Origin of the sequence: Microbacterium sp. Beta (assembly GCF_005502545.1) — a bacterium.
Classification (GTDB): Bacteria; Actinomycetota; Actinomycetes; order Actinomycetales; family Microbacteriaceae; genus Microbacterium; species Microbacterium oxydans.
On the sequence record NZ_SCOG01000022.1, the window covers coordinates 20,169 to 41,187 of the forward strand.

Sequence of the window (21,019 nt, forward strand, 5' to 3'; positions counted from 1 at the left end):
GTGACGCTGATTCAGTTACGGGGAGTGCGTCGGACGTACTCGTCGGCAGGTCGGCCCGATGTCGATGCACTGCGCGGTATCGACCTGGAGATCGATCAGGGGGAGTTCGTTGCGATCGTCGGGCCATCGGGCGGTGGCAAGACGACGCTGATGAACATTCTGGGGCTCCTCGACGACCCGACGGCGGGTAGCTATGTTCTGGATGGCGAGGAGGCTCGTGCCGGCGACGGCCGCCGTGCCGCCGGTGTACGGGCACGGACGATCGGATTCGTGTTCCAGGCCTTCCATCTTCTCGAGGCCAGACCAGCCGTCGACAGCGTCGAGCTGAACCTGCTCTACCGGGGCGTGCCGCGTGTCGAGCGGCGTGAGAGTGTCCTCCGCGCCATCGACTCTGTCGGGCTCGCGGAACGCGCGTTCCAGAGCACCTCGACGCTGTCGGGCGGGCAGCGTCAACGCATCGCGATCGCCCGGGCGATCGCCGGGGACGCGAAACTGATCCTTGCCGACGAGCCGACCGGAAACCTCGACTCGGTAAACGCCGCTCGTGTTCTGGACGAGCTCGAACGCATCAATCGCGACGGGGCGACGGTCGTCGTCGTCACTCATTCGGCTGAGGTCGCGGCCCGGGCGCGTCGTGTGGTCCGCATCGCCGACGGGGCGATCGTGTCCGACGAGCGACAGCCCGGCACCGGAGCGGATCCGGCACCCAAAGAGTCCGGGGATAGGTCGCTGGCTTCTGCAGTCGACGAGGGGCCCTTCCCTGTTCCGGGCGACGACGAGCAGGCGCAGCTCACCGGGCGCATCCGATTCGCCGACATACTGCGCGACGCCTGGGCGTCGGTGATGTCGAGAAAGTACCCATCGATCGGACAGGGGCTCGCCGTCGCCATTGCCGTGGCATTGACGATCACCACCCTCGGGCTTTCGGCATCGGCACGGGCCCAAGTGTCCGCCACGTTCGATGCTCACCTGAACCGCGAGGTCTCGGCGACGTGGTCGACGGGAGCCAAGCACTCGCTTCCGCCCGAGGAGGTTCCGCGGGCGATCGAGCGACTCAGCGGAGTGGATGCGGCCGCGGTCGTCATCGATCTCAATGTCAGCACGGTCTCGACGTTCGCCGAGGCACGCCAGATCCGGCCGCACGTCGCCATCGGAGACATCGTCGGCGCTGCGCGTCTCACCGTCGACGAGGCACCCTGGCATGAGGGCCCCCTGGCTGCCGGCGAGGCCTACGTCGGAGATCTTCTCGCGAAGGACATGCAACTCAGCAGCATCGATGGCGCTCCCACGATCTCGGTTGATGGCGTCGCCTATGTCGTCGCCGGCATCATCACCACGTCCTCGCGCCTCCCCCTGCTCCGCGGTGAAGTGGTCGTCGGACCCCGCGACGACATCACGGCGAAAGGGGCCGTCGATGTGACGATGTTGGCCGTGACGTCCTCCGGCGCAGCGCAGCAGGTCGCCAAGCAGTTGCCTTCGGCACTGAACCCGTACGAGCCGGACCGGATCGTCGTCGCTGCGCCGACCGATTCTGCACAGTTGAGAGGACAGGTCGAACAAGGGGTGCAGGCCACCCTCACCGCGTTCACGCTGCTCGCGCTGATCGTCGCGATCGCCGCACTCATGAACGCCACGCTCCTCGCTGTCAACGCACGCCGGGGTGAGATCGGCATGCGCAAAGCGCTCGGAGCCCGAGACCGACAGATCGGGGAACTCATCACCCTCGAATCCGCAATCGTCGGTGTCGTCGGAGGGGCCGCAGGTCTCGTGCTCGGCATGGCGGCAATCCTCGTCGTCACAGTGAGCCAACGATGGGCGCCCGTGTTCCATATCGTGCTGCTTCCCATCGCCATTGCCGTCGGCCTGATCGTCGGTGCCGGAGGAGGTGGATTGGCCTCCATCCGCGCCGCGCGACTGCGCCCCGCCGAGAATCTCCGCAGCTGACATCCCTGCTGGACGTCGTGCGGGCGCGCTGCGGCCGAACAGTTACGAGGAGCGGCGCGCCGGTGTCGTGCTGACGGCCTCGCGCACGAGGATCGCTCGCCGCATGTCGGCCATGATCGGGTCGAAGAACCGCTCCCGGTAGCGTGCCTCGCTCACGGCGGAGAACACGAAGGGGAGGGCGGCGATCACGGCGAGCAGAGTGGCGGCCTTGAGCAGGTTGACGGTGAGCGGCAGCTTCGCCCCGAAGAACTCCAGGGGCTGCACCGCGAGCGGCTGGGCTGCGCTGCCCGGACCGAGCCAGATGCCGACGACGCCCTGGGGGATCGCGATGCCTCCGATCACGATCAGCAGCGCCGCGAGGAGCCCGGCGAAGAACAGCGCCTGCACGAGTTGCGCGACGGTCATCGCGAGCAGGATGTTGATGCGCTGCGGAGCGTGCAGGCGCCCCGGCCGCCCGGGTGCGGGACGCCCCTCCGCCGGGGTGCCGACGAGCAGGGCGGCTCGCTGCTCCGCGGTCGGCTCGTGCGCGTGGTCATCGATCTCCGACGCGCTGACGCGCAGCACGACGATGCCGGCGAGCACCGCGACGACGAGGCCGACGAGGGCGATCGATCCCCATGACAGCGCGGAGGCCATCTGCCAGACCTCGGCAGAGAAGAACGAGAAAACCACCAGCATGAGGATCACGGGCAGCGCGATCGACGCCATGTGCCCGATCGCCGACGCATTGCGCACCGCCAGGCGCGAGGCCCAGGAGATCATGGCACCGCCGCCCATGCCGGTCACCAGGATGCAGAGGGCGAGCACGAGCGCCGTGCGGAGGACCGGCCCCACGGTTGAATTCGGGTGGGTGCTGTAGTCGTAGACGATCGTGAAGGCGAGGCTGACGGCGATCAGGACGAGGGCGACCGCCGTGCCGATCCCCGCAGGGAGACGCCGCAGCAGGGCTCGGACGAGGAAGTAGGCGGCCCAGGCGAGGCCCACCGCCAGCAGGAAGATCGTGAGGGCCAGGGGGACGATCAGGAGCTCCCACCCGATCGAGTCGTCGTCGAGGGCGAAGTCGAACACCACCTCGATCCCGTCCTGGAAGAGGTAGGCAGCCACCGCGACCCAGGCGATGAGCGGTGCGACGCGACGGGGGAGGTCGGTGAACCAGCGCCGCAACGGCACGAAGGTCGGAAGCCCCTGCTCGCGGAACCAGCGGTCGGCGTCGCGCTTCGTGCTGCGGGACTTCGGCGACGGCGAGGTGGCGGACATGGCGATGAGACTACGGCACGGCGGCGCATCGACTTATCCACACCCCTCCAATATATCGAAGATATGTTCTAAACTGAGGGCATGACGAACCCGCATCTGAGCCCCCTCCTCGAGGCCGTGGGGTGCCTCGAAGACGTGTGGGCGGATGCGTCGAACGCGGCCGAGCTGACCAGAGCACAGCTGCTCGAGGCGCATCGCACGATGGGGCTGGTGCAGCGTCGACTCGACGGCATCCACGCCGAGATCGCGGCGAGCATCGCGCGGGAGTCGCGCCCCGAGCTGGGAGCGGCGAGCCTGGCGAAGGAGCAGGGGTTCCGCAGCCCTGCGACCATGATCGCGGCGACGACCGGCGGATCGACGGGAGATGCGGTGCGCCTGGTGAAGGTGGGGGAGGCTACGGCTCCCCGGGCGAACCTCCTGGGCGAACCGCTGCCGCCGCGTTATCCCGCGGTGCAACAGGCGATCGGCGCGGGCGCGCTGAGCGCCGCAGCAGCAGCGTCGATCGTGACCCTGCTCGATCGGGCCCGGCTGAAGGTCGGTCTGGAGCGGATCATCGAGGCCGAGCGACTGCTCGTCGAACGCGCCGCGGAGCTGTCGCTCGACGACGTGCGCAAGCTGGTCGTGCACGCCGAGGCCTGGCTCGATCCCGACGGTGTGGCTCCGCGCGAAGACGAGGCTCGTTCACGGCGCTCGCTGACGATGTTCGAGCGCGACGGGTCGCTGCACCTGACGCTGCAGACCGATGTCGCCTCCGGCGCGCCGGTGAAAGCGGCGATCCAGGCCTACGTCACTGCGACGTTCCAGGCCAGGGCGCACGTGCTCGATCCCGAGGCGCCCGATGCCGATCGACGCACGGTCGCGATGCTGCAGGCCGATGCGCTCGTCGAGATCTGCGCACACGCGAGCGGATGCGACAACGGCGGTCTCCCCGTGTCCGGAGCGACGGTCGTCGTGCGGGTGGGGCTCGACGAGCTGACCGGCGGTACCGGGTTCGCGACGGTCGACGGCCTCGGTGGGCCCGTCAGCATCGCCGCCTGTCGTCGGATGGCGGCGGGCGGCGGCATCATCCCCGTCGTGCTCGGCGGTGGAGGCGAGATCCTCGACTGGGGTCGTGAGAAGCGGCTGTTCACCCGTGCTCAGCGCCTCGCGCTGGTGGAGCGTGACGGCGGCTGTGTGATGTGCGGGCTCGCGCCGCAGCTGACCAGGGCGCATCACCTGCGTTGGTGGCAGCGGGATGCCGGGCCGACCGACCTCGACAACGGGGTGCTGCTCTGCGAGAGCTGTCACCACCGCATCCACGACAACGACTGGGAGATCAGGATCGAGGGGGTCGGGGTCGCGGCACGGGTGTGGCTCATCCCACCGCCCAACGTCGATCCGGAACGCAGACCGAGACTCGGGGGTCGAGCGCGCTACGACATCGCAGCGTGACTGCGTGCCGCGCGGGTGTGTGCGTGGAATGAGGCGCGGGCGCGCGGGGTGGGTGTCTTCGGTGGTCGGGGTGGGTGTCTTCGGTGGTCGGGTGCGGTCGGCGAGCTCAGCTGGCCGAGGTTGACGAGGTCTCGATGATCTTCAGCCGGGAGGTGATGGCGGCGAAGCCCGCCGACCAGGCGGCACCCAACGCCGCGGCTGTGGCGCTTGCGGCGCCGAGCTGTCCACCGGATTCACCGACGGCGGCGAAGACGAACCAGATTGCGGCCGCGCCGATGCCCCCGCTCGCGATGGCGGAGATCAGGCGTCGGGTCCGACGCAACTGTGTGGCGCGATCAGTTCTCATGCTCCGATCGAACCGGACTGAGCGGCACGTCGCATCCCCCGCACGGCGGATAGTCGCGAGACGGCCGACTCGGAATCAGACGTGCACATCGGCGGGGGAGGTCTCGCCCTCGTGGAAGCTGGGCGTCTTGCCGAAGAGCCGCGCGATGCCGAGTACGATCACGACGATCAGCAGTCCCAGTGCGAGGCCCGCGATCGCAGACACGAGCGTCTCGACCAGCCAGACCACGAATCCGCCGGCCGGCTCCAGGGCGTGCTCGATCCCGTGCAGCAGGTCGGTGGTGAAGTGCAGCCCCACCTCGCCCAGGTTCACGAGCACCAGGTGGCCGCCGACCCAGAGCATCGCGACCGTGCCGAGGATGCTGATGAAGCGGAACACCGCCGGCATCGAGCGCACGATCCTGGTGCCGGTGTGGCACACGCGCTGCACGGGGTTCTTCGCCATCTTCAGGCCGATGTCGTCGATCTTCACGAGCAGCGCGACCGCACCGTAGACGACGCCCGTCATGAGAAGAGCGATCACGGCGAGGATGGCCAGCGTCGCCCACATGTCGAGCCCCTTCTCGAGGCTCGCGAGCGAGATGAGCATGATCTCGGTGGAGAGGATCAGGTCGGTGCGCACGGCGCCCAGCACGAGCTTCCTCTCGTCGCGCGCGCCCTCGTCGGCGTGGCCGTGCTGCACGCCGAACCACTCCAGCACCTTCTCCGCGCCCTCGAAGCAGAGGTAGGCCCCACCGAGGATCAGCAGATACGGGAGCACCCACGGCGCGAACGCGGTGAGCAGCAACGCCACCGGGATGATGATCAGGAATTTGTTCGCCAGCGAGCCCAGGGCGATCTTGCCGACGACGGGCAGCTCCCTCGCCGGCGTGAGTCCCTGCACGTACTGCGGGGTCACCGCGGCATCGTCGATCACGACGCCCGCCGCCTTCGCCGACGCCTTCATCGCGGCGCTCAGGATGTCGTCGACGACGGCCAGAAGTCCAACGGACATGCGTGGGTTCCCCTCGTGAAGAGTGCAGTGCGGAGGCAACTCTATCGAGGAGGAGGGCCTCCACCGCGTCGCGCGGGGGCTCCGCCTGTGACCTCAGCCCTGAGCGTCACCCGCGGCACTCGCGAGCACGCGCTGCAGCGGCTCGTAGTGCTCGACGACCGCCCGGCGATACCGGTCGACGTCGCCGGAGCGCGCCGCTTCGAGCATGTCGCCGTGCGCCTTCGCCGTCTTGTGGATGTCATCGGGCTGCGGGATCCCCAGCTGGGGGAGCACCGCCGTGTGGACATCCCAGAAGGCGCCGACGAGCTGCCCGACCAGGCGGTTCCCGATCGTACCGAACAGGCGGGTGTGGAAGGCGCGGTCCTCCTCGAGGAAATGCTCGCCGCGCTCGGCCTTGTCGACCATGTCGGCGACCAGCGCGTCGAGCTCGGGGTCGTCATCCGCCTTGGCCGCCTCCACGATGCGTTCGGCCATCGAGAGGTCCAGCGCCAGGCGCACCTCGACGACCTCGCGCAGCGCCTGCAGCGACCCCTCCGGCGACAGCACCCCGCGGAAGACGAGGGCCTCCACCATCGGATCCAGCGACATCGGTCCGACGTACGTTCCGTGGCCGTGACGCACGTCGACGATGTCGAGGGTCGAGAGGGTGCGGATGGCCTCACGCACGGAGGATCGCGAGACGTCGAGCTCGTCGCAGAGCTCCGCCTCCGTCGGCAGCGGGTCGCCCGGGGTGAGCCCGCGCGTCAGGATGAGCTGCTTGATCTGATCCGCCGTGGTCGAGCGCCGCATGCGTGACGCCCTACTCGTGGTGGACTTCATGGGGCTCCCTCTCGTGCCTGGCAGAAACGCTCCGATCATCTCACTCTTGTGATCTGATCGAACCTGTGTTTAGAGTACATCAGACATCAGATGTCCTCAAGATGTTCCCCCCACCACCCTGGAGCACACATGAACCGACACTTCACCCGCCGTCGCGCGGGTCGATTCGCGATGGCGGTCGCCGGCACAGTCGCCGCATCCGTCGCCCTCGCGGGCTGCGGCGCCGGCACCACCGCCACCCCCGACGAGAGCGCGGCCGCGAGCGAGATCGACCCGGACGCCATCATCGAAGCGGGGATCTCGTACACGCTGAACGGCAGCTTCGACCCGATGGTCGCCTCCGGCGCCGTCACGGTCTCGGCGAACTGGCATGTCTTCGAAGGTCTCGTCGACCTCGACCCGGTCACCCAGAAGCCGGCCCCTGCGCTCGCCGCCGACCTCCCGACGAAGATCGACGACACGACATACGAGATCGACGTCCGCGAAGGCGCGACCTTCCAGAACGGCGACCCGGTCACGGCGGACGACGTCGTCTTCAGCTACGACCGCGTGCTCGACCCGGACAACAACTCGCTCTTCCTGTCGTTCGTCGACTTCATCGACACCGTCACCGCGGTCGACGAAGACACCGTGCGCATCACGACGGACTACCCCTTCTCGCTGATCAACGACCGCCTCGGCGTCGTCAAGATCGTCCCGAAGGCGGTCGTCGAGGCCGACCCCGAGGACTTCGCCGCCAACCCGGTCGGCTCCGGCCCGTACTCGCTGGTCTCCGCGGTCCCCGAGGACAAGCTCGTCTTCGAGCGCTACGACGACTACAACGGCCCGCGCCCCGCGCTCGCCGCCGGCATGAACTGGAACCTGCTCGCCGACGCCTCGGCCCGCGTCACCGCGATGTCCACCGGCACCGTGCAGGCGATCGAAGACGTGCCGTACATCGACGTCGACACCCTCGCCTCGTCGGCCGACGTCGAGAGCGTGCAGTCGTTCGGCCTGCTGTTCATGATGTTCAACACCAAGGCGGCGCCGTTCGACGACGTGCGCGTGCGGCAGGCACTGCACTACGCCCTCGACATGGACAAGATCATCGGCACGGGCATGCTCGGCAACGCCACGCCTGCGACCTCGTTCCTGCCCGAGACGTACCCGAACTACCACGAGGCCTCGACGGTCTACACCTACGACCCCGAGAAGGCGAAGGAGTTGCTGGCGGATGCCGGCGTCTCCGACCTGTCGATCACGCTGCTGACGACCGACACCGGATGGGTCAAGGAGGTCGCCCCGCTGATCAAGGAGTCGCTCGACGCGATCGGCATCGACACCACGCTCGACATCGGACAGTCCGCGTCGATGTACGAGAAGGTCGACTCCGGCGACTACACGGTGGCCGTCGCCCCCGGTGACCCCTCGGTCTTCGGCGTCGACCCCGACCTGCTCATGAACTGGTGGTACGGCGAGAACGTCTGGACCCAGACCCGCACCAACTGGGCTGACTCTCCCGAGTACGCCGAGTTGCGCACGCTCCTCGACACCGCCGTCCAGCAGGAAGGCGACGAGCAGCAGAAGACCTGGGACCAGGCGTTCGACCTGCTCTCCGATCAGGCCGTGCTCTACCCGCTGTTCCACCGCAAGCTGCCGACCGCCTGGAGCAGCCAGGAGCTCGTCGGGTTCCAGCCCGTCCCCACCACCGGACTGTCGTTCCTCGACGTCGGCGTGGCCGCGAAGTAGCACCCGCACAGAAGCAGCACCCGAACAGGGGGCGCGCTCACCCGACGAGCGCGCCCCCTGCACCTCCCTCACCCTCGGAAGGAGCGGCACGTGTCCCACACGCTCCGCCTCATCGGCCGGCGACTGCTGCAGTTGCCGCTGATGATCCTCGGCATCACGTTCCTCGTGTTCTTCGTGATGTCCTTCTCGCCCGTCGACCCGGCCCGCACGGCGCTCGGCGAGACGGCGTCGCCCGCAGCCCTCGAGGCCTACCGCGAGGACCACGGCCTCAACCTCCCCCTGCTCGTCCGCTACGTGAACTTCCTGTTCGGACTCGTGCAGGGCGACCTCGGCACCTACTCCGCGCGCAGCCTTCCCGTGATCGATGAGGTCGCCCGTGCCTTCCCGGTCACCCTGGCGCTCACCTTCCTCGGGCTCATCATCGCCGTGATCGTGGCCTTCGTGATCGGCGTCCTCGCCGCCGTCTACCGCGACCGCTGGCCCGACCAGGTGATCCGCGTCTTCGGCGTCGCGGCGCTCTCCACCCCGTCGTTCTGGCTCGCCATCCTGCTCATCCAGGTCTTCACCCTCGGGCTCGGACTGCTCCCCGCCTCCGGCCCGCTCCCCGACTTCTGGACCGACCCCTCCGGATGGCTCGCCCGGATGACCCTCCCTGCGATCGCGCTCGCGGTGCCGGTGATCGGTCAGCTGTCGCGCGTCGTGCGCACCTCGATGGTCGAGGAGCTCGACCGCGACTACGTGCGCACCGCCCTCGGCGCCGGCATCCCGCGGGTGATCGTCGTCGGCCGCAACGTGCTGCGCAACGCCCTCATCACCCCCGTCACGGTGCTGGGGCTGCGCATCGGCTACCTGCTCGGCGGCGCCGTGGTGATCGAGATCATCTTCGCCATCCCGGGGATGGGAACCCTCATCCTCAACGGCGTCACCAACAACGAACCCAACCTCGTGCAGGGAGTGACGCTCGCGGTGGCGCTCGCCTTCGTCGTGATCAACATCATCGTCGACCTCCTGTACGTGCTCATCAATCCTCGAATCCGGGCGGTGTGACATGCGACGCAAACTCACGGAACGGCTTTCCGTCCCGGGCCTCCGCTGGGGCCGCCTGTCCCTCGGGTCGATCATCTGCATCGCCGTGCTGGCGATCATCGCCCTGGCCGCGATCTTCGCGCCTCTCATCGCGCCGTTCGACCCGCTGGCCTCCGGGACTCCCGTGCAGCCGCCGGGAGCGGAGCACTGGTTCGGCACCGACCGTCAGGGCCGCGACATCTTCTCGCGCCTCGTCTACGGCGCCCGCTACTCGCTCGTGATCGGTATCGGGGCGACCCTCGTCGCCCTGGTCGCCGCATGCGTGCTCGGCACGATCGCCGCCACCGCCCCGAAGTGGATCTCCGAGACCCTCATGCGCGTCATGGACGTCGTGATGTCGTTCCCCGGCATCGCGCTCGCCGCGGTGTTCGTGGCGGTGTTCGGCAAGTCGCTGCCCGTGCTGGTGCTGACCATCGCGTTCCTCTACGTGCCGCAGCTCACCCGCATCGTCCGTGCGAACATCCTCGACCAGTACGGGGAGGACTACGTCTCGGCCGTGCGTGTGATGGGAGCGGGCACCCCGCGCATCATCGTGCGACACGTGGCGCGCAACGCGATGGCGCCGGTCCTCGTCTTCGCGACCGTGCTCGTCGCCGACGCGATCGTGTTCGAGGCCTCGCTGTCGTTCCTGCAGGCCGGCGTGCCCGATCCCGAGCCGTCGTGGGGCAACGTCATCGCCGCGGGCCGAAACCTGCTCATGAGCGGAGCGTGGTGGGCGACCTTCTTCCCCGGCATCCTCATCATGATCACGGTGCTGTGCCTCAACATCCTCTCCGAGGGGATGACCGACGCCATGGTGTCGCCGCGGGCGCGCAAGATCACGGCCGACGCCGCGAACACCGAGGAGTCCACGCACGAGCTCGAGGTCGCAGCGATCCCGGACGACACGCACGTGATCCCCACCGTCGACACCGCGGTGAACCTCTCCGTGCCGAGCGGCGTCCCCGACACCCTGGTGCCGCGCGCGGAAGTCGTCCCCCTCGCCGAACGACTCGCCGAGCTGCGACGGCGCGAACTCACCCGCACGGATCGCCTCGAGTTCACGGGCGACGAGAAGCCGCTGCTCGAGGTGCAGGACCTGTGCATCTCGTTCCCCCGGCACGGCGACGTCGACGTGGTCGACCACGTCAGCTTCACGGTGCGCCCCGGCGAGACCATGTCGCTGGTGGGGGAGTCCGGATGCGGCAAGTCGATCACCTCGCTCGCGATCATGGGCCTGCTCGACCCGAAGGCCGACATCCGCGGACGCATCCTGTTCGACGGCAAGGACCTGCTGCAGATGGCGCCGAAGGAGCGCAACGCGCTGCGCGGACACGACATCGCGATGATCTATCAGGACGCGCTGAGCTCGCTCAACCCGGCGATGCTCATCCGCTCGCAGATGAAGCAGCTCACCTCGCGCGGCGGCACCCGCACTGCCGAGGAGCTGCTGACGCTCGTCGGCCTCGACCCGAAGCGCACACTCTCCTCGTATCCGCACGAGCTCTCGGGAGGGCAGCGGCAGCGCGTGCTCATCGCGATGGCCCTGACCCGGGATCCGCGGCTGGTGATCGCCGACGAGCCGACCACCGCGCTCGACGTCACGGTGCAGGCCCAGGTCGTGGAGCTGCTCATGCGGCTGCAGCAGGAGCTCGGCTTCGCGCTCCTGTTCGTCTCGCACGACCTCGCCCTGGTGGCCGAGCTCACCCACCGGATCACGGTGATGTACGCGGGCCAGGTCGTGGAGCAGGGCACCACCCGCGAGGTGCTCACCCAACCTGTGCACGAGTACACGCAGGGCCTCCTGGGCGCTGTGCTCTCGATCGAGGCCGGCTCCGACCGTCTGCATCAGGTCTCGGGAGTCGTGCCCTCACCGCGCGACTTCCCGGCGGGCGACCGCTTCGCCCCGCGGTCCAGCGACCCCTCGCGGTATGCCGGCACCACCCCGGTGCGCCGACACATCGAGGGGACAGAGCACTACTACTCCGCGCATCCGGACGATGCGCCCGTCGAGGCGATCGGAGCAGGACGATGAGCGAATCCGTCATCGAGCTGAAGGACGTGCACGTCCGCTACAAGACCCGTGCGTCCTCACTCTTCCGTCCCGAGTACGTCGATGCGCTCGCGGGCGTCTCGCTCACGGTGAAGCGCGGGCAGACCCTCGGCATCGTCGGCGAGTCCGGTTCGGGCAAGTCGACCTCGGCCAAGGTGCTGATCGGCCTCGAGAAGCCCACGAGCGGGCAGGTCGTGTTCGGCGGCGAGCCGGTGCGATCGTTCACGCCCGCCGTGCGCAAGCGGCTCGGGCGCATCCTGTCCGTCGTCTTCCAAGACCCGGCGACCGCGCTGAACGCCCGGATGACGGTGCGCGATGCGCTCCTCGATCCGCTGCAGGTGCACCGCCTCGGCAGCGCGGCGACCCGGAGCCGCAAGGTGCGCGACCTGGTGGGTCTCGTCGGGCTGCCGCCCTCGGCCCTGGACGCGCTGCCCAGCCAGCTCTCCGGAGGGCAGCGCCAACGTGTCGCCATCGCCAGGGCGCTCGTGCTCGACCCGCAGGTGATCGTCGCCGACGAGCCCACCTCGGCGCTCGACGTCTCGGTGCGGGCGCAGATCCTGAACCTGCTGACCGACCTGAAGGAGCAGCTCGGCCTCGGCATGGTCTTCATCTCCCACGACATCCAGACCGTCCGCTACCTCTCCGACGAGATCGCCGTGATGAACAAGGGGCGGGTCGTCGAGTTCGGCGACGCGGCCCGTGTGTTCGACGCTCCCTCCGACGACTACACCAGAACGCTGCTGGGCGCTGCGCCCTCGCTGCTCGAATCCCACCACTGAAACGACCGGAACACACATGTCTGCTGCCCCCTCCGCCCCCGTCTTCGCGGGCGTCGTCCCGCCCGTCGCCACCCCGTTGCTCGAGGACGGCTCGATCGACCACGCCTCGCTCTCCCGTCTCGTCGACCGTCTCGTCGACGAAGGTGTCTCCGGACTCTTCGCCCTCGGCTCCACGGGCGAGACCGCGTACTTCACCGACGACCAGCGCGTGGAGCTGCTCCGCACGATCGTCGCGGCGAATGCTGGCCGGGTGCCGATCATCGCCGGCGCGATCGAGCTCACGGCTCCCCGCATCATCGAGACCGCCCGCCGTCTGGTCGACGCCGGCGCGCAGGCGATCGTCACGACGGCTCCGCTGTACACGCTGAACTCCGCCGCCGAGGTCGCCGACCACTTCCGCACCATCGCCGCGGCCATCGACGCCCCGCTGTGGGCCTACGACGTCCCGGTCCGCGTGCACTCCAAGCTCGGCATCGATCTGCTCGTGCAGCTCGGCAGCGAGGGCGCGATCCAGGGCGTGAAGGACTCCTCGGGCGACGATGTCTCGTTCCGCCGTCTGATCGCGGCGAACCGGGCGGCGGGGAGTCCGCTGCAGCTGCTCACCGGTCACGAGGTCGTCGTCGACGCCATGGCGCTCGTGGGTGCCGACGGCGTGGTCCCCGGACTCGCGAATGTGGAGGCCGCGGGATACGTGCGGCTGTGGGAGGCGGCCAAGAGCGGCGACTGGGTGACCGCCCGGGCCGAACAAGAACGCATCAACCGTCTGTTCGACATCGTGTTCCAGCCGCAGGGGCTGTCGGGGGATGCGACCGGTGTCGGCGCGTTCAAGGCCGCCATGCACGCCCGCGGCATCATCGATCACGCCACCATGGCTCGCACCGTGCAGGCGCTCGACGACGATGCGGTCTCCAAGATCCGCGACATCCTCGACGAGCTGCACCTGCTCCCTGTCGCCGTCGCCTGATGGGCGAGGTCGTCCTCGCCGTCGACATCGGCGGCACCAAGACGGCCGCAGCGCTCGCCGACCGCCACGACACGCTGCTGCGCACCGAGGTGGCCACGACTCCCGCCGCGGAGGGGCCGATGGCCGTCGTGGCCACCGTCGTCGCCCTCGCCGAGCGGCTGCTTTCCGGCACCGGGCTACGCCTGTCGGGAGTCGGCATCGGCGCGGCCGGGGTCGTCGATGCCGGGAGCGGGACGATCGTCTCGGCCACCGACACCTTCGCGGACTGGCCGGGCACCCCTCTTGCCGCCCTCGTGCGCGCCGGGCTGGGGGCGCACCTGATCACGGATGCTCCCGTGCGGGTGCAGAACGACGTCGATGCGCACGCGGCGGGGGAGTACCGGCACGGGGCGGCGGCCGGGGCGGCGAGTGCGCTCATCGTCGCGGTCGGCACCGGTGTCGGCGCCGGACTGATCCTGGGCGACGATGCCGTGCGCGGAGCGCATCACGTCGCGGGGGAGATCGCGCACCTCCCGGTGCCGGGAGCCGCGCACCTGCGCTGCCCCTGCGGCAGACCCGGACACCTCGAGGCGATCGGCTCCGGCATCGGCATGCACCGGCACTTCCTCTCGCTCGGAGGAGACCCCGGGATCACCGATGCCCGGGGGATCGCGGCGGAATCCGTTGCCGGTGACCCCATCGCCCGCCGCGCCATCGGCGAGTCAGCCGCAGCGGTCGGACGCGCCATCGCGGGAGCGGCCACGATCCTCGATCCCGAGCGCATCGTGGTCACCGGCGGCGTGCCGAACATCGGTGAGGACTGGTGGCGCCCGATGCGCGACGCCTTCCACGCCGAGGCGATCGATGCGCTGCAGAGCACGCCCATCCTGCCGGGTACTCTCGGCGACGACGCCCCGCTGCGGGGAGCTGCGGCATCCGTCTGGAGGAACCCATGAGACTCGCCGACCCCCTCGAGCAGCTGCGTGGCGGCCTGATCGTCTCGTGCCAGGCCTACCCCGGTGAGGCGATGCGCGACCCGCGGACGATGGCCCAGGTGGCCGCGGCTGCCCTCGTCGGGGGTGCCGCGGGCATCCGGGTGCAGGGAATCGGCGACATCCGTGCGACGGCCCACCTCCCCGTGCCCGTCGTGGGTCTGTGGAAGGACGGCGATCGCGACGTGTTCATCACCCCGACGCTCGACCATGCCAGGGCCGTCGCCGACGCGGGAGCCGACATCATCGCGGTCGACGGGACCCGTCGCGATCGTCCGGACGGGTTGACTCTCGGGGAGACGATCCAGGGTCTTCGCACGCACACCGACGCCCTGATCATGGCCGACTGCGGTTCGCTCGACGATGCGCTCGCCGCAGAGGAAGCGGGCGCCGACATCCTCGGCACCACCCTGTCCGGCTACACGGGCGAGCGCCCGAAGACCACCGGCCCCGATCTCGAGCTCATCGAGCTGATGGCGGCCCGCTGCCGTCGTCCGATCGTCGCCGAAGGGCGCATCCACACGCCGGCGCAGGCCGCGGACGCGATCGCCGCCGGTGCCTTCGCCGTCTGTGTCGGCACCGCCATCACGCATCCCTCGACGATCACGACGTGGTTCGCCGATGCGGTCGCGCGAGCCCGCGCATGACTGCGCCCGTCCTCGTCAGCGCCTATCCGGCCTCTCCGGCGCACGCGCGCTGGGACCCGGAGCTCGAAGGGGAGCTGCTGCCCGCGCTGTGTGCGCTTCCCGGGGTCGCCGGGCTCGAAGTGCCGTGGATGGGAGGCATCCACCCGCACGACGAGACCTGGTTCCTCGCGAACGTGCCCGCCGTGCCGCTCGCCGTGACGCCGATCCCCTTCGTGATGGGGCGCCTGGGGAGCGACTCACGATACGGTCTGGCGTCGACCGATGAAACGGGTCGCGCGGCAGCCGTCGACGACCTGCGCCGCGTCGCCGCCGACATCGCGCGCATCGACCGCGAGAGCGGCGCGACCGTGGCCGTGGTGACCCTGCACACCGCCCCGCGGGTGGCAGGAGCCGTGGAACCGTTCGTGCGTTCGCTGCAGGAAGCCGCCGCCCTCGACTGGTCGGGAGCGCGCCTGGTCGTCGAGCACTGCGATGCGTCGGTGCCAGGGCAGATCCCGGAGAAGGGTTTCCTCTCCCTCGACGATGAGATCGCGGCGATCCGGGCGGCCGGGGCATCGGTCGGGCTCTGGCTCAACTGGGGTCGCTCGGCGATCGAGCTGCGCGATGCGGACGCCGTGACCGCGCAGATCGCCGCAGCCACAGCCTCCGGGTTCCTCGTCGGCCTCGCCTTCTCCGGCGCTGCGGCCGTGCAGAGTCCGTACGGTCCTCCGTGGGTGGATGCGCATCTGCCGATCGCCTCGACGCATCCGGAATCGGCCTCGCTCCTCGATGATGCACACGTCGCCGCGGCACTCGCGGCAGCGGGCGACGTCGCCTGGTTGGGGCTGAAGACGGCCCGACGCCCTGACGACGCCAGTGCCCGGGACGCCCTGCGCACCGTCGCGCGGAACCTCGAGGTGCTGCGCCGACCCTTGTTCGACGTCTGACCTCTCGCTAGAGTGACTTGAAATCAGACATCAGACGTCTGATTTCCGCACGAACAGAAAGGTCTGTCCATGCACGTTCCTCTCCCGCCCGCCTCTCGGAATGGCCGTGGCCGCCGTCGCCCGCTGCTGCGATACGGCACGATCGCGGCGCTCGTCCTCGCCCTCACCCTCCCCGCCACCGCAGCTTCGGCGGCCCCCGCCCCCGGGTACCTGACCGATCCGAACGCCGATCCGGGCGACTACCTCGAGCTGAACATCGGTGCCGACCGTACCGCCGCGAACTACTTCTACCGCATCCCCGCGCTCGCCCACCTCGGCGACGGCGTGATCCTCGCGTCGTGGGATGCCCGACCGGGGAGCGCGGCCGACGCCCCCAACCCGAACTCGATCATCCAGCGCCGTTCGACCGACAACGGTCGCACCTGGGGCCCGCTGCAGATCATCGCGGCAGGGAAGACCGGAAGCGGCCAGTACGGCTACTCCGACCCGAGCTACGTCGTCGACCGGGAGAGCGGCCGCGTCTTCGCGTTCTTCGTGCACTCCAAGGACCAGGGATTCCAGGGGAGCGCCTACGGAGACGACGACGCGAACCGGCAGGTCATGGGCGCCGCGGTGATCCACTCGGACGACGGCGGTGCGACATGGAGCGCCCCGCGGCTGATCACCGACGTCGCCAAGACCTCGAACGGCACCACCAGCGCAGGCGTGTACACGCCCGTGGCGGGGGACGTGAAGGGCACGTTCGCGACGTCGGGCGAGGGCATCCAGCTGCGTTACGGCGCCCACGCGGGCCGACTCATCCAGCAGTACGCCGGCACGGTGCGGCAGTCGAACGGATCGACGGCGATCCAGGCGTACTCGGTGTACTCCGACGACGGCGGTGTCACCTGGGAACGCGGCGAGTATGTCGGCACCGGCATGGACGAGAACAAGGTCGTCGAGCTCTCCGACGGCCGCGTCATGCTCAACTCGCGCGACAGCTCCAACGGCCGTCTGCGCAAGGTGGCGATCTCCACGGACGGCGGCCACAGCTACGGGCCGGTCACCCGTGACGCCGAGCTGCCCGACCCCACGAACAACGCCTCGATCACGCGCCTGCACCCGGACGCCCCTGCGGCCAGCGTCGACGCGAGGAAACTGGTCTTCACGAACGCCAACAACGGCGCCGACGGCAACCGCGTGAACGGGGCGGTGCGGCTCTCGTGCGACGACGGCGAGACCTGGCCGGGCCTGCGCACGCTCGAGACCGGCACGTTCGCCTACTCCAGCGCCACGGCGATCGACGACGGCAGGGTGGGGGTGCTGTGGGAGGCCGGATACACGAACACCATGCAGTTCTCCTCGTTCGACGAGGCGTGGATGAACGCGGTGTGCGCCCCGCTGTCGGTGCCGCAGACCGCTCTCACCGCCGGTGCGGCCACCACGGTTCCGGTCACCGTCACGAACCAGGAATCGACAGCGCTCAGCGGTGCCGTCACCTTCCACACTCCGACCGGCTGGACGGCGACCACGGCGCAGGTCACCGGCCTCGCACCGGGCGCGAGCGCCACCGTGAACGTGCAGGTCACCGCACCGCAGGGAGCCGCGGGCGCCCAGCGTCTGCAGGCCGCCTTCACCGCGGCCGACGGACGGCTGAGCCAGACGACCGCGACGCTCACGCTGCCGCAGTCGTCGGTGCTCGGCGCGACGCTCACAGCGACCCACACGTCGGCGGCGCGGAACGTCGTGACGAATCCGTACACCGTCGGCGAGCAGCTGAGCTTCCAGGTGCGGGTCGTGAGCACGGCGGGTATGAACACGGTCGTGACCCCGGCGGCGAACACCTTCACCACCGGCTTCGCCCCCACCGCGTGCCGGTGGCTGAACCTGCCGGCGTACGACGCATACAACTGCAGCACCCCGCGGCGTACGCTCACGCAGGCCGACCTCGACCGCGGCTGGTACACGCCGGAGTTCAGCTTCACCGTCGCGCCGGTCGACGGCTCGGCCCCCGCCGTCACCGTGACCCACGCGGCCGCGCCCGTGTTGCTGCGCGACGGCGTGCTCGCGGCGACGATCACGGGAGCGCGGGCGGATGCCGGGCGAGACCTGGCGGCGACCCCCTACGCGGTGGGTGAACAGGTGCCCTACGGCTTCCGGGTCGACAACCGCAGTCCGGTCACGGTCTCGGCGGTTCCCGCATCCGGTGACTTCTCGCCCTTCCTCCCGCCGGGGGCAGGAAACTGTCGGTATCGGGACCTGCCGGTCGGCGCGGGGTACGACTGCGGGACCGCGCGCCACACGGTGACCCAGGCCGACATCGACCGCGGCTTCTTCGTCGCCGACACGACGTGGACGGTCGAGGCGGCAGGGCAGTCGACGAAACGCATCGCCGTGGCGGGTGGCGAGGTCGATGTGATCGCACGCACCCCCGGGGTGTCCGGCACAGCAGTGGGCGAGTGGGCGGACGGGAACGGGAACGGCGTGGCCGATGCCTCTGACACCGTGACGTGGACCCGCACCGTCGAGAACATCGGCAACGTCGCGCTCGATGCCGTGACCGCTGCCGGAGCGGACGTGGGGGTGCTCGCCCCCGGTGAGAGGACGACCCTCGATCCGATCGTCGTCCGGCTCACGACCGACGACATCGCGCGCGGGTCGATCGATTCGGCCCCCTTCGATGCGGCGGCGGTGAACGGGGCGCACGAGGTGTCCGCCGCCGTGGGCGCCGTGACCCTGCCCCTGACCACCGCCCCGGGCTGGAGTGCGCAGACCGTGTATGCCGAGGGGCAACTCGTCTCGCTCGACGGGCGCCTGTGGCAGGCGTCGTGGTGGACGCGCGACCAGCGCCCAGGCGACCCCGTCGGTCCGTGGCAGGAGCTCGTATCCGACGCGGAGGGAGCGGCCGTGTGGACGGCCACCCGCGTCTTCACCGCCGGCGATACTGTCGTGCACGACGGCATGCGTTTCGAGGCGAAGTGGTGGACCCGCAACCAGCAGCCGGAAGCTGCGACGACCGGCGGCCCGTGGCGGACGCTCGACTGACGCTCCTCCGCAGAGGGGGCAGCCGACGAGCGTCCTGAAAACTCACAGCCCGTTCCCAGGGCTGCGGGACCAAATCGGGCCGCTCGTCGGTTCTTCTCTGAGACGGCGCAGCCAGCGACGTCGGAGAAGGAGCCAGATCATGTCGAACGACTACGGCAAGACCCCCGAGGCCGTCAGCGGCCTCACCCACCTGCAGTACGAGGTGACGCAGCAGGACGCCACAGAGCCGCCGTTCCGCAACGCCTACTGGAACAACCACGACGACGGCATCTACGTCGATGTCGTGTCCGGCGAGCCCCTGTTCTCGTCGACCGACAAGTTCGACAGCGGTACCGGCTGGCCGAGCTTCACGAAGCCCATCGACGCAGACGCGGTGATCACGCGCACCGACCGGTCGCTGTGGATGAAGCGCACCGAGGCCCGTTCCGCCGGTGCGGACAGCCATCTCGGACACGTCTTCGACGACGGACCCCGCGCCGAGGGCGGTCGGCGCTACTGCATGAACTCCGCGGCCCTCCGCTTCATCCCGGCGGACAGCCTGGAGGAAGAGGGGTACGGTCGCTACAGCGCCCTCTTCGCACGCCCCACCACCACCGACACCCCCGACACCGCTGAGGAGCAGTCATGACCGACGACGGAAACATCACCCGCACCCCTGGAACCGAGACGGCCGTGCTCGCCGGCGGCTGTTTCTGGGGCATGGAAGACCTGATCCGCCGTCAGCCCGGCGTGCTGGACACCCGCGTCGGCTACACCGGCGGCTCGAACGACCACGCGACCTATCGCAACCACCCCGGCCATGCCGAGGCGGTCGAGATCGTGTTCGACCCGACGAAGACGACGTACCGCGACATCCTCGCGTTCTTCTTCCAGATCCATGACCCGTCGACCAAGGACCGTCAGGGCAACGACATCGGATCGAGCTATCGTTCCGCGATCTTCCCGCTCACACCGGAGCAGGAGAGGGTCGCGCGCGACACGATCGCCGACGTCGACGCGTCCGGTCTCTGGCCCGCGAAGGCCGTCACCACGATCGAGCCGGCCGGTCCCTTCTGGCAGGCCGAGGAGGAGCACCAGGACTACCTGATCAAGTACCCGAACGGCTACACCTGCCACTTCCCGCGTGCGGGATGGGTGCTGCCGAAGCGCGACGAGGCCGCCGCCGTCTGAGCGCATCCCGACGTGTGGCCCGGTCGTCTGTCGACCGGGTCACACGTGTGTCGGATGGGTCTCTGCGGGCGAGGACTCGGCGGGCTAGGACTCTGCGAGGAAGGCCACGGCCGCTTCTTTGAAGTCGCGGGAACCGGGGGCATTGAAGTGGTTCCGGTTCGGGATCTCGAAGAACCGACCGTCGGGGGCGGCCGCGGCCAGAGCCCGCGAGCCCTCGATGATCGCGTCCTTCGACCCGGTGGCGAAGAGGATCGGTCGAGTCGGCGCGTCCGAGGGGTCGGGGTCGATCATGCCCGATGCCCGCATGCCCTCGGCAAGTGCGACGAGCGCCTGCAGGTCGTTGCCGGGCACCCGCTCGGTCAGCGCGATGTAGTTCTGTGTCGTCCGGTCGGCCACCGGCGTGCCATCGGCGATGTAGGCCCGCACCTGATCGAGGTCGAGCCGCGCGAGAGGGATGCCGTCCGGCACGCCTCCGAGCACCGCCCGTCCGATGCGATGCGGCAGCTCGCGGACGACCTCCCAGCCCACCCGCGCGCCGAGGGAGTACCCGACGTAGAACGCGTCGTCGACGAGGTACGTGTCCATCACGGTCTCGACGTCGGTGACCAGGGTGCGGATGCGATAGCCGTCGGGGTCGTGCGGCTTCTCGCTGAGGCCGTGCCCCCGCTGGTCGAGCGCCAGCACCCGATAGCCCGCACGCGTGAGCTCACGCACCCAGCCCGTGAGCACCCAGTTGTCGCGCGCGTTCGATGCGAAGCCGTGCACGATGACCACGACCGGGGCGTCGAGCTCACCCCAGGTGTAGGTCGCCAGCCGGGTGCCGTCGGCGGCGTACACGTGTTGGGGTGCGGGCATGCTGGTCAGGTCGGAGAGAGGGACGGCCACCTCTCCATCTTGGCCCT

General features: G+C 69.5%; 18 protein-coding genes. 13 read left to right on the top strand and 5 right to left on the bottom strand.

What is annotated here, in order from left to right; all coding sequences use genetic code 11:
- Positions 1-1,944 (top strand): ABC transporter ATP-binding protein/permease, encoded by a 1,944-nt coding sequence (locus tag FFS56_RS16475; protein WP_137772217.1) that lies wholly within the window; start codon positions 1-3, stop codon positions 1,942-1,944.
- A 42-nt stretch (positions 1,945-1,986) separates the two neighbouring features.
- Here the strand turns inward: FFS56_RS16475 and FFS56_RS16480 are convergent, their stop codons facing one another.
- The gene (locus tag FFS56_RS16480) at positions 1,987-3,201 is read right to left on the bottom strand and encodes a hypothetical protein (RefSeq protein ID WP_127012818.1); all 1,215 of its coding nucleotides are present in this window, start codon (positions 3,199-3,201) and stop codon (positions 1,987-1,989) included.
- A gap of 81 nt (positions 3,202-3,282) precedes the next feature.
- Here FFS56_RS16480 and FFS56_RS16485 point away from each other — a divergent pair, with 81 nt between their 5' ends.
- Entirely contained in the window at positions 3,283-4,632 is a 1,350-nt protein-coding gene (locus tag FFS56_RS16485; RefSeq protein ID WP_127012817.1) for an HNH endonuclease signature motif containing protein, read from the top strand.
- A gap of 106 nt (positions 4,633-4,738) precedes the next feature.
- Here the strand turns inward: FFS56_RS16485 and FFS56_RS16490 are convergent, their stop codons facing one another.
- From FFS56_RS16490 to FFS56_RS16500, 3 genes are all read right to left on the bottom strand, one after another.
- Positions 4,739-4,978, bottom strand: a complete 240-nt coding sequence (locus FFS56_RS16490) for a hypothetical protein (protein ID WP_046748578.1) — start codon at positions 4,976-4,978, stop codon at positions 4,739-4,741.
- A gap of 75 nt (positions 4,979-5,053) precedes the next feature.
- A complete protein-coding gene (locus FFS56_RS16495) occupies positions 5,054-5,971 on the bottom strand; it encodes a DUF808 domain-containing protein (protein ID WP_137772218.1) in 918 nt (305 codons plus the stop codon).
- Positions 5,972-6,064: 93 nt separating this feature from the next.
- Positions 6,065-6,790 carry a FadR/GntR family transcriptional regulator gene (locus FFS56_RS16500; protein WP_046748580.1) on the bottom strand — a complete coding sequence of 242 codons (726 nt, stop codon included), beginning with the start codon at positions 6,788-6,790 and terminating at the stop codon, positions 6,065-6,067.
- 129 nt (positions 6,791-6,919) lie between these two features.
- On the opposite strand from FFS56_RS16500, the gene FFS56_RS16505 reads away from it, so the two are divergent.
- From FFS56_RS16505 to msrA, 11 genes are all read left to right on the top strand, one after another.
- Positions 6,920-8,518: an ABC transporter substrate-binding protein gene (locus FFS56_RS16505; protein ID WP_127012816.1), complete on the top strand. Its 1,599-nt coding sequence runs from the start codon at positions 6,920-6,922 to the stop codon at positions 8,516-8,518.
- Positions 8,519-8,608: 90 nt separating this feature from the next.
- Positions 8,609-9,565 (top strand): ABC transporter permease, encoded by a 957-nt coding sequence (locus tag FFS56_RS16510; RefSeq protein ID WP_045262486.1) that lies wholly within the window; start codon positions 8,609-8,611, stop codon positions 9,563-9,565.
- Between the two features lies 1 nt (position 9,566).
- Positions 9,567-11,618 (top strand): dipeptide/oligopeptide/nickel ABC transporter permease/ATP-binding protein, encoded by a 2,052-nt coding sequence (locus tag FFS56_RS16515; protein WP_046748581.1) that lies wholly within the window; start codon positions 9,567-9,569, stop codon positions 11,616-11,618.
- Positions 11,615-12,415 (top strand): ATP-binding cassette domain-containing protein, encoded by an 801-nt coding sequence (locus FFS56_RS16520; RefSeq protein ID WP_046748582.1) that lies wholly within the window; start codon positions 11,615-11,617, stop codon positions 12,413-12,415. Before FFS56_RS16515 ends, FFS56_RS16520 begins: the two co-directional genes overlap by 4 nt.
- A gap of 16 nt (positions 12,416-12,431) precedes the next feature.
- Positions 12,432-13,379, top strand: coding sequence for a dihydrodipicolinate synthase family protein (locus tag FFS56_RS16525; RefSeq protein ID WP_127012815.1), 948 nt, complete (start codon positions 12,432-12,434; stop codon positions 13,377-13,379).
- Positions 13,379-14,314, top strand: a complete 936-nt coding sequence (locus FFS56_RS16530) for an ROK family protein (RefSeq protein WP_046748584.1) — start codon at positions 13,379-13,381, stop codon at positions 14,312-14,314. Before FFS56_RS16525 ends, FFS56_RS16530 begins: the two co-directional genes overlap by 1 nt.
- Entirely contained in the window at positions 14,311-14,997 is a 687-nt protein-coding gene (locus FFS56_RS16535) for an N-acetylmannosamine-6-phosphate 2-epimerase (protein ID WP_046748585.1), read from the top strand. Before FFS56_RS16530 ends, FFS56_RS16535 begins: the two co-directional genes overlap by 4 nt.
- Positions 14,994-15,923: a DUF4862 family protein gene (locus FFS56_RS16540; RefSeq protein WP_127012814.1), complete on the top strand. Its 930-nt coding sequence runs from the start codon at positions 14,994-14,996 to the stop codon at positions 15,921-15,923. The genes FFS56_RS16535 and FFS56_RS16540 overlap by 4 nt, the downstream gene beginning before the upstream one ends.
- Positions 15,924-15,992: 69 nt before the next feature.
- Positions 15,993-18,947: an exo-alpha-sialidase gene (locus FFS56_RS16545; RefSeq protein WP_127012813.1), complete on the top strand. Its 2,955-nt coding sequence runs from the start codon at positions 15,993-15,995 to the stop codon at positions 18,945-18,947.
- Positions 18,948-19,086: 139 nt separating this feature from the next.
- On the top strand, positions 19,087-19,575 hold the full coding sequence (gene msrB / locus FFS56_RS16550) for a peptide-methionine (R)-S-oxide reductase MsrB (protein ID WP_127012812.1): 489 nt from the start codon (positions 19,087-19,089) through the stop codon (positions 19,573-19,575).
- Positions 19,572-20,117: a peptide-methionine (S)-S-oxide reductase MsrA gene (gene msrA / locus FFS56_RS16555; protein ID WP_046748588.1), complete on the top strand. Its 546-nt coding sequence runs from the start codon at positions 19,572-19,574 to the stop codon at positions 20,115-20,117. Before msrB ends, msrA begins: the two co-directional genes overlap by 4 nt.
- A gap of 84 nt (positions 20,118-20,201) precedes the next feature.
- On the opposite strand, the gene FFS56_RS16560 is transcribed toward msrA, so the two are convergent.
- On the bottom strand, positions 20,202-21,002 hold the full coding sequence (locus FFS56_RS16560; protein ID WP_171011042.1) for an alpha/beta hydrolase: 801 nt from the start codon (positions 21,000-21,002) through the stop codon (positions 20,202-20,204).
- Positions 21,003-21,019 lie beyond the last annotated feature (17 nt).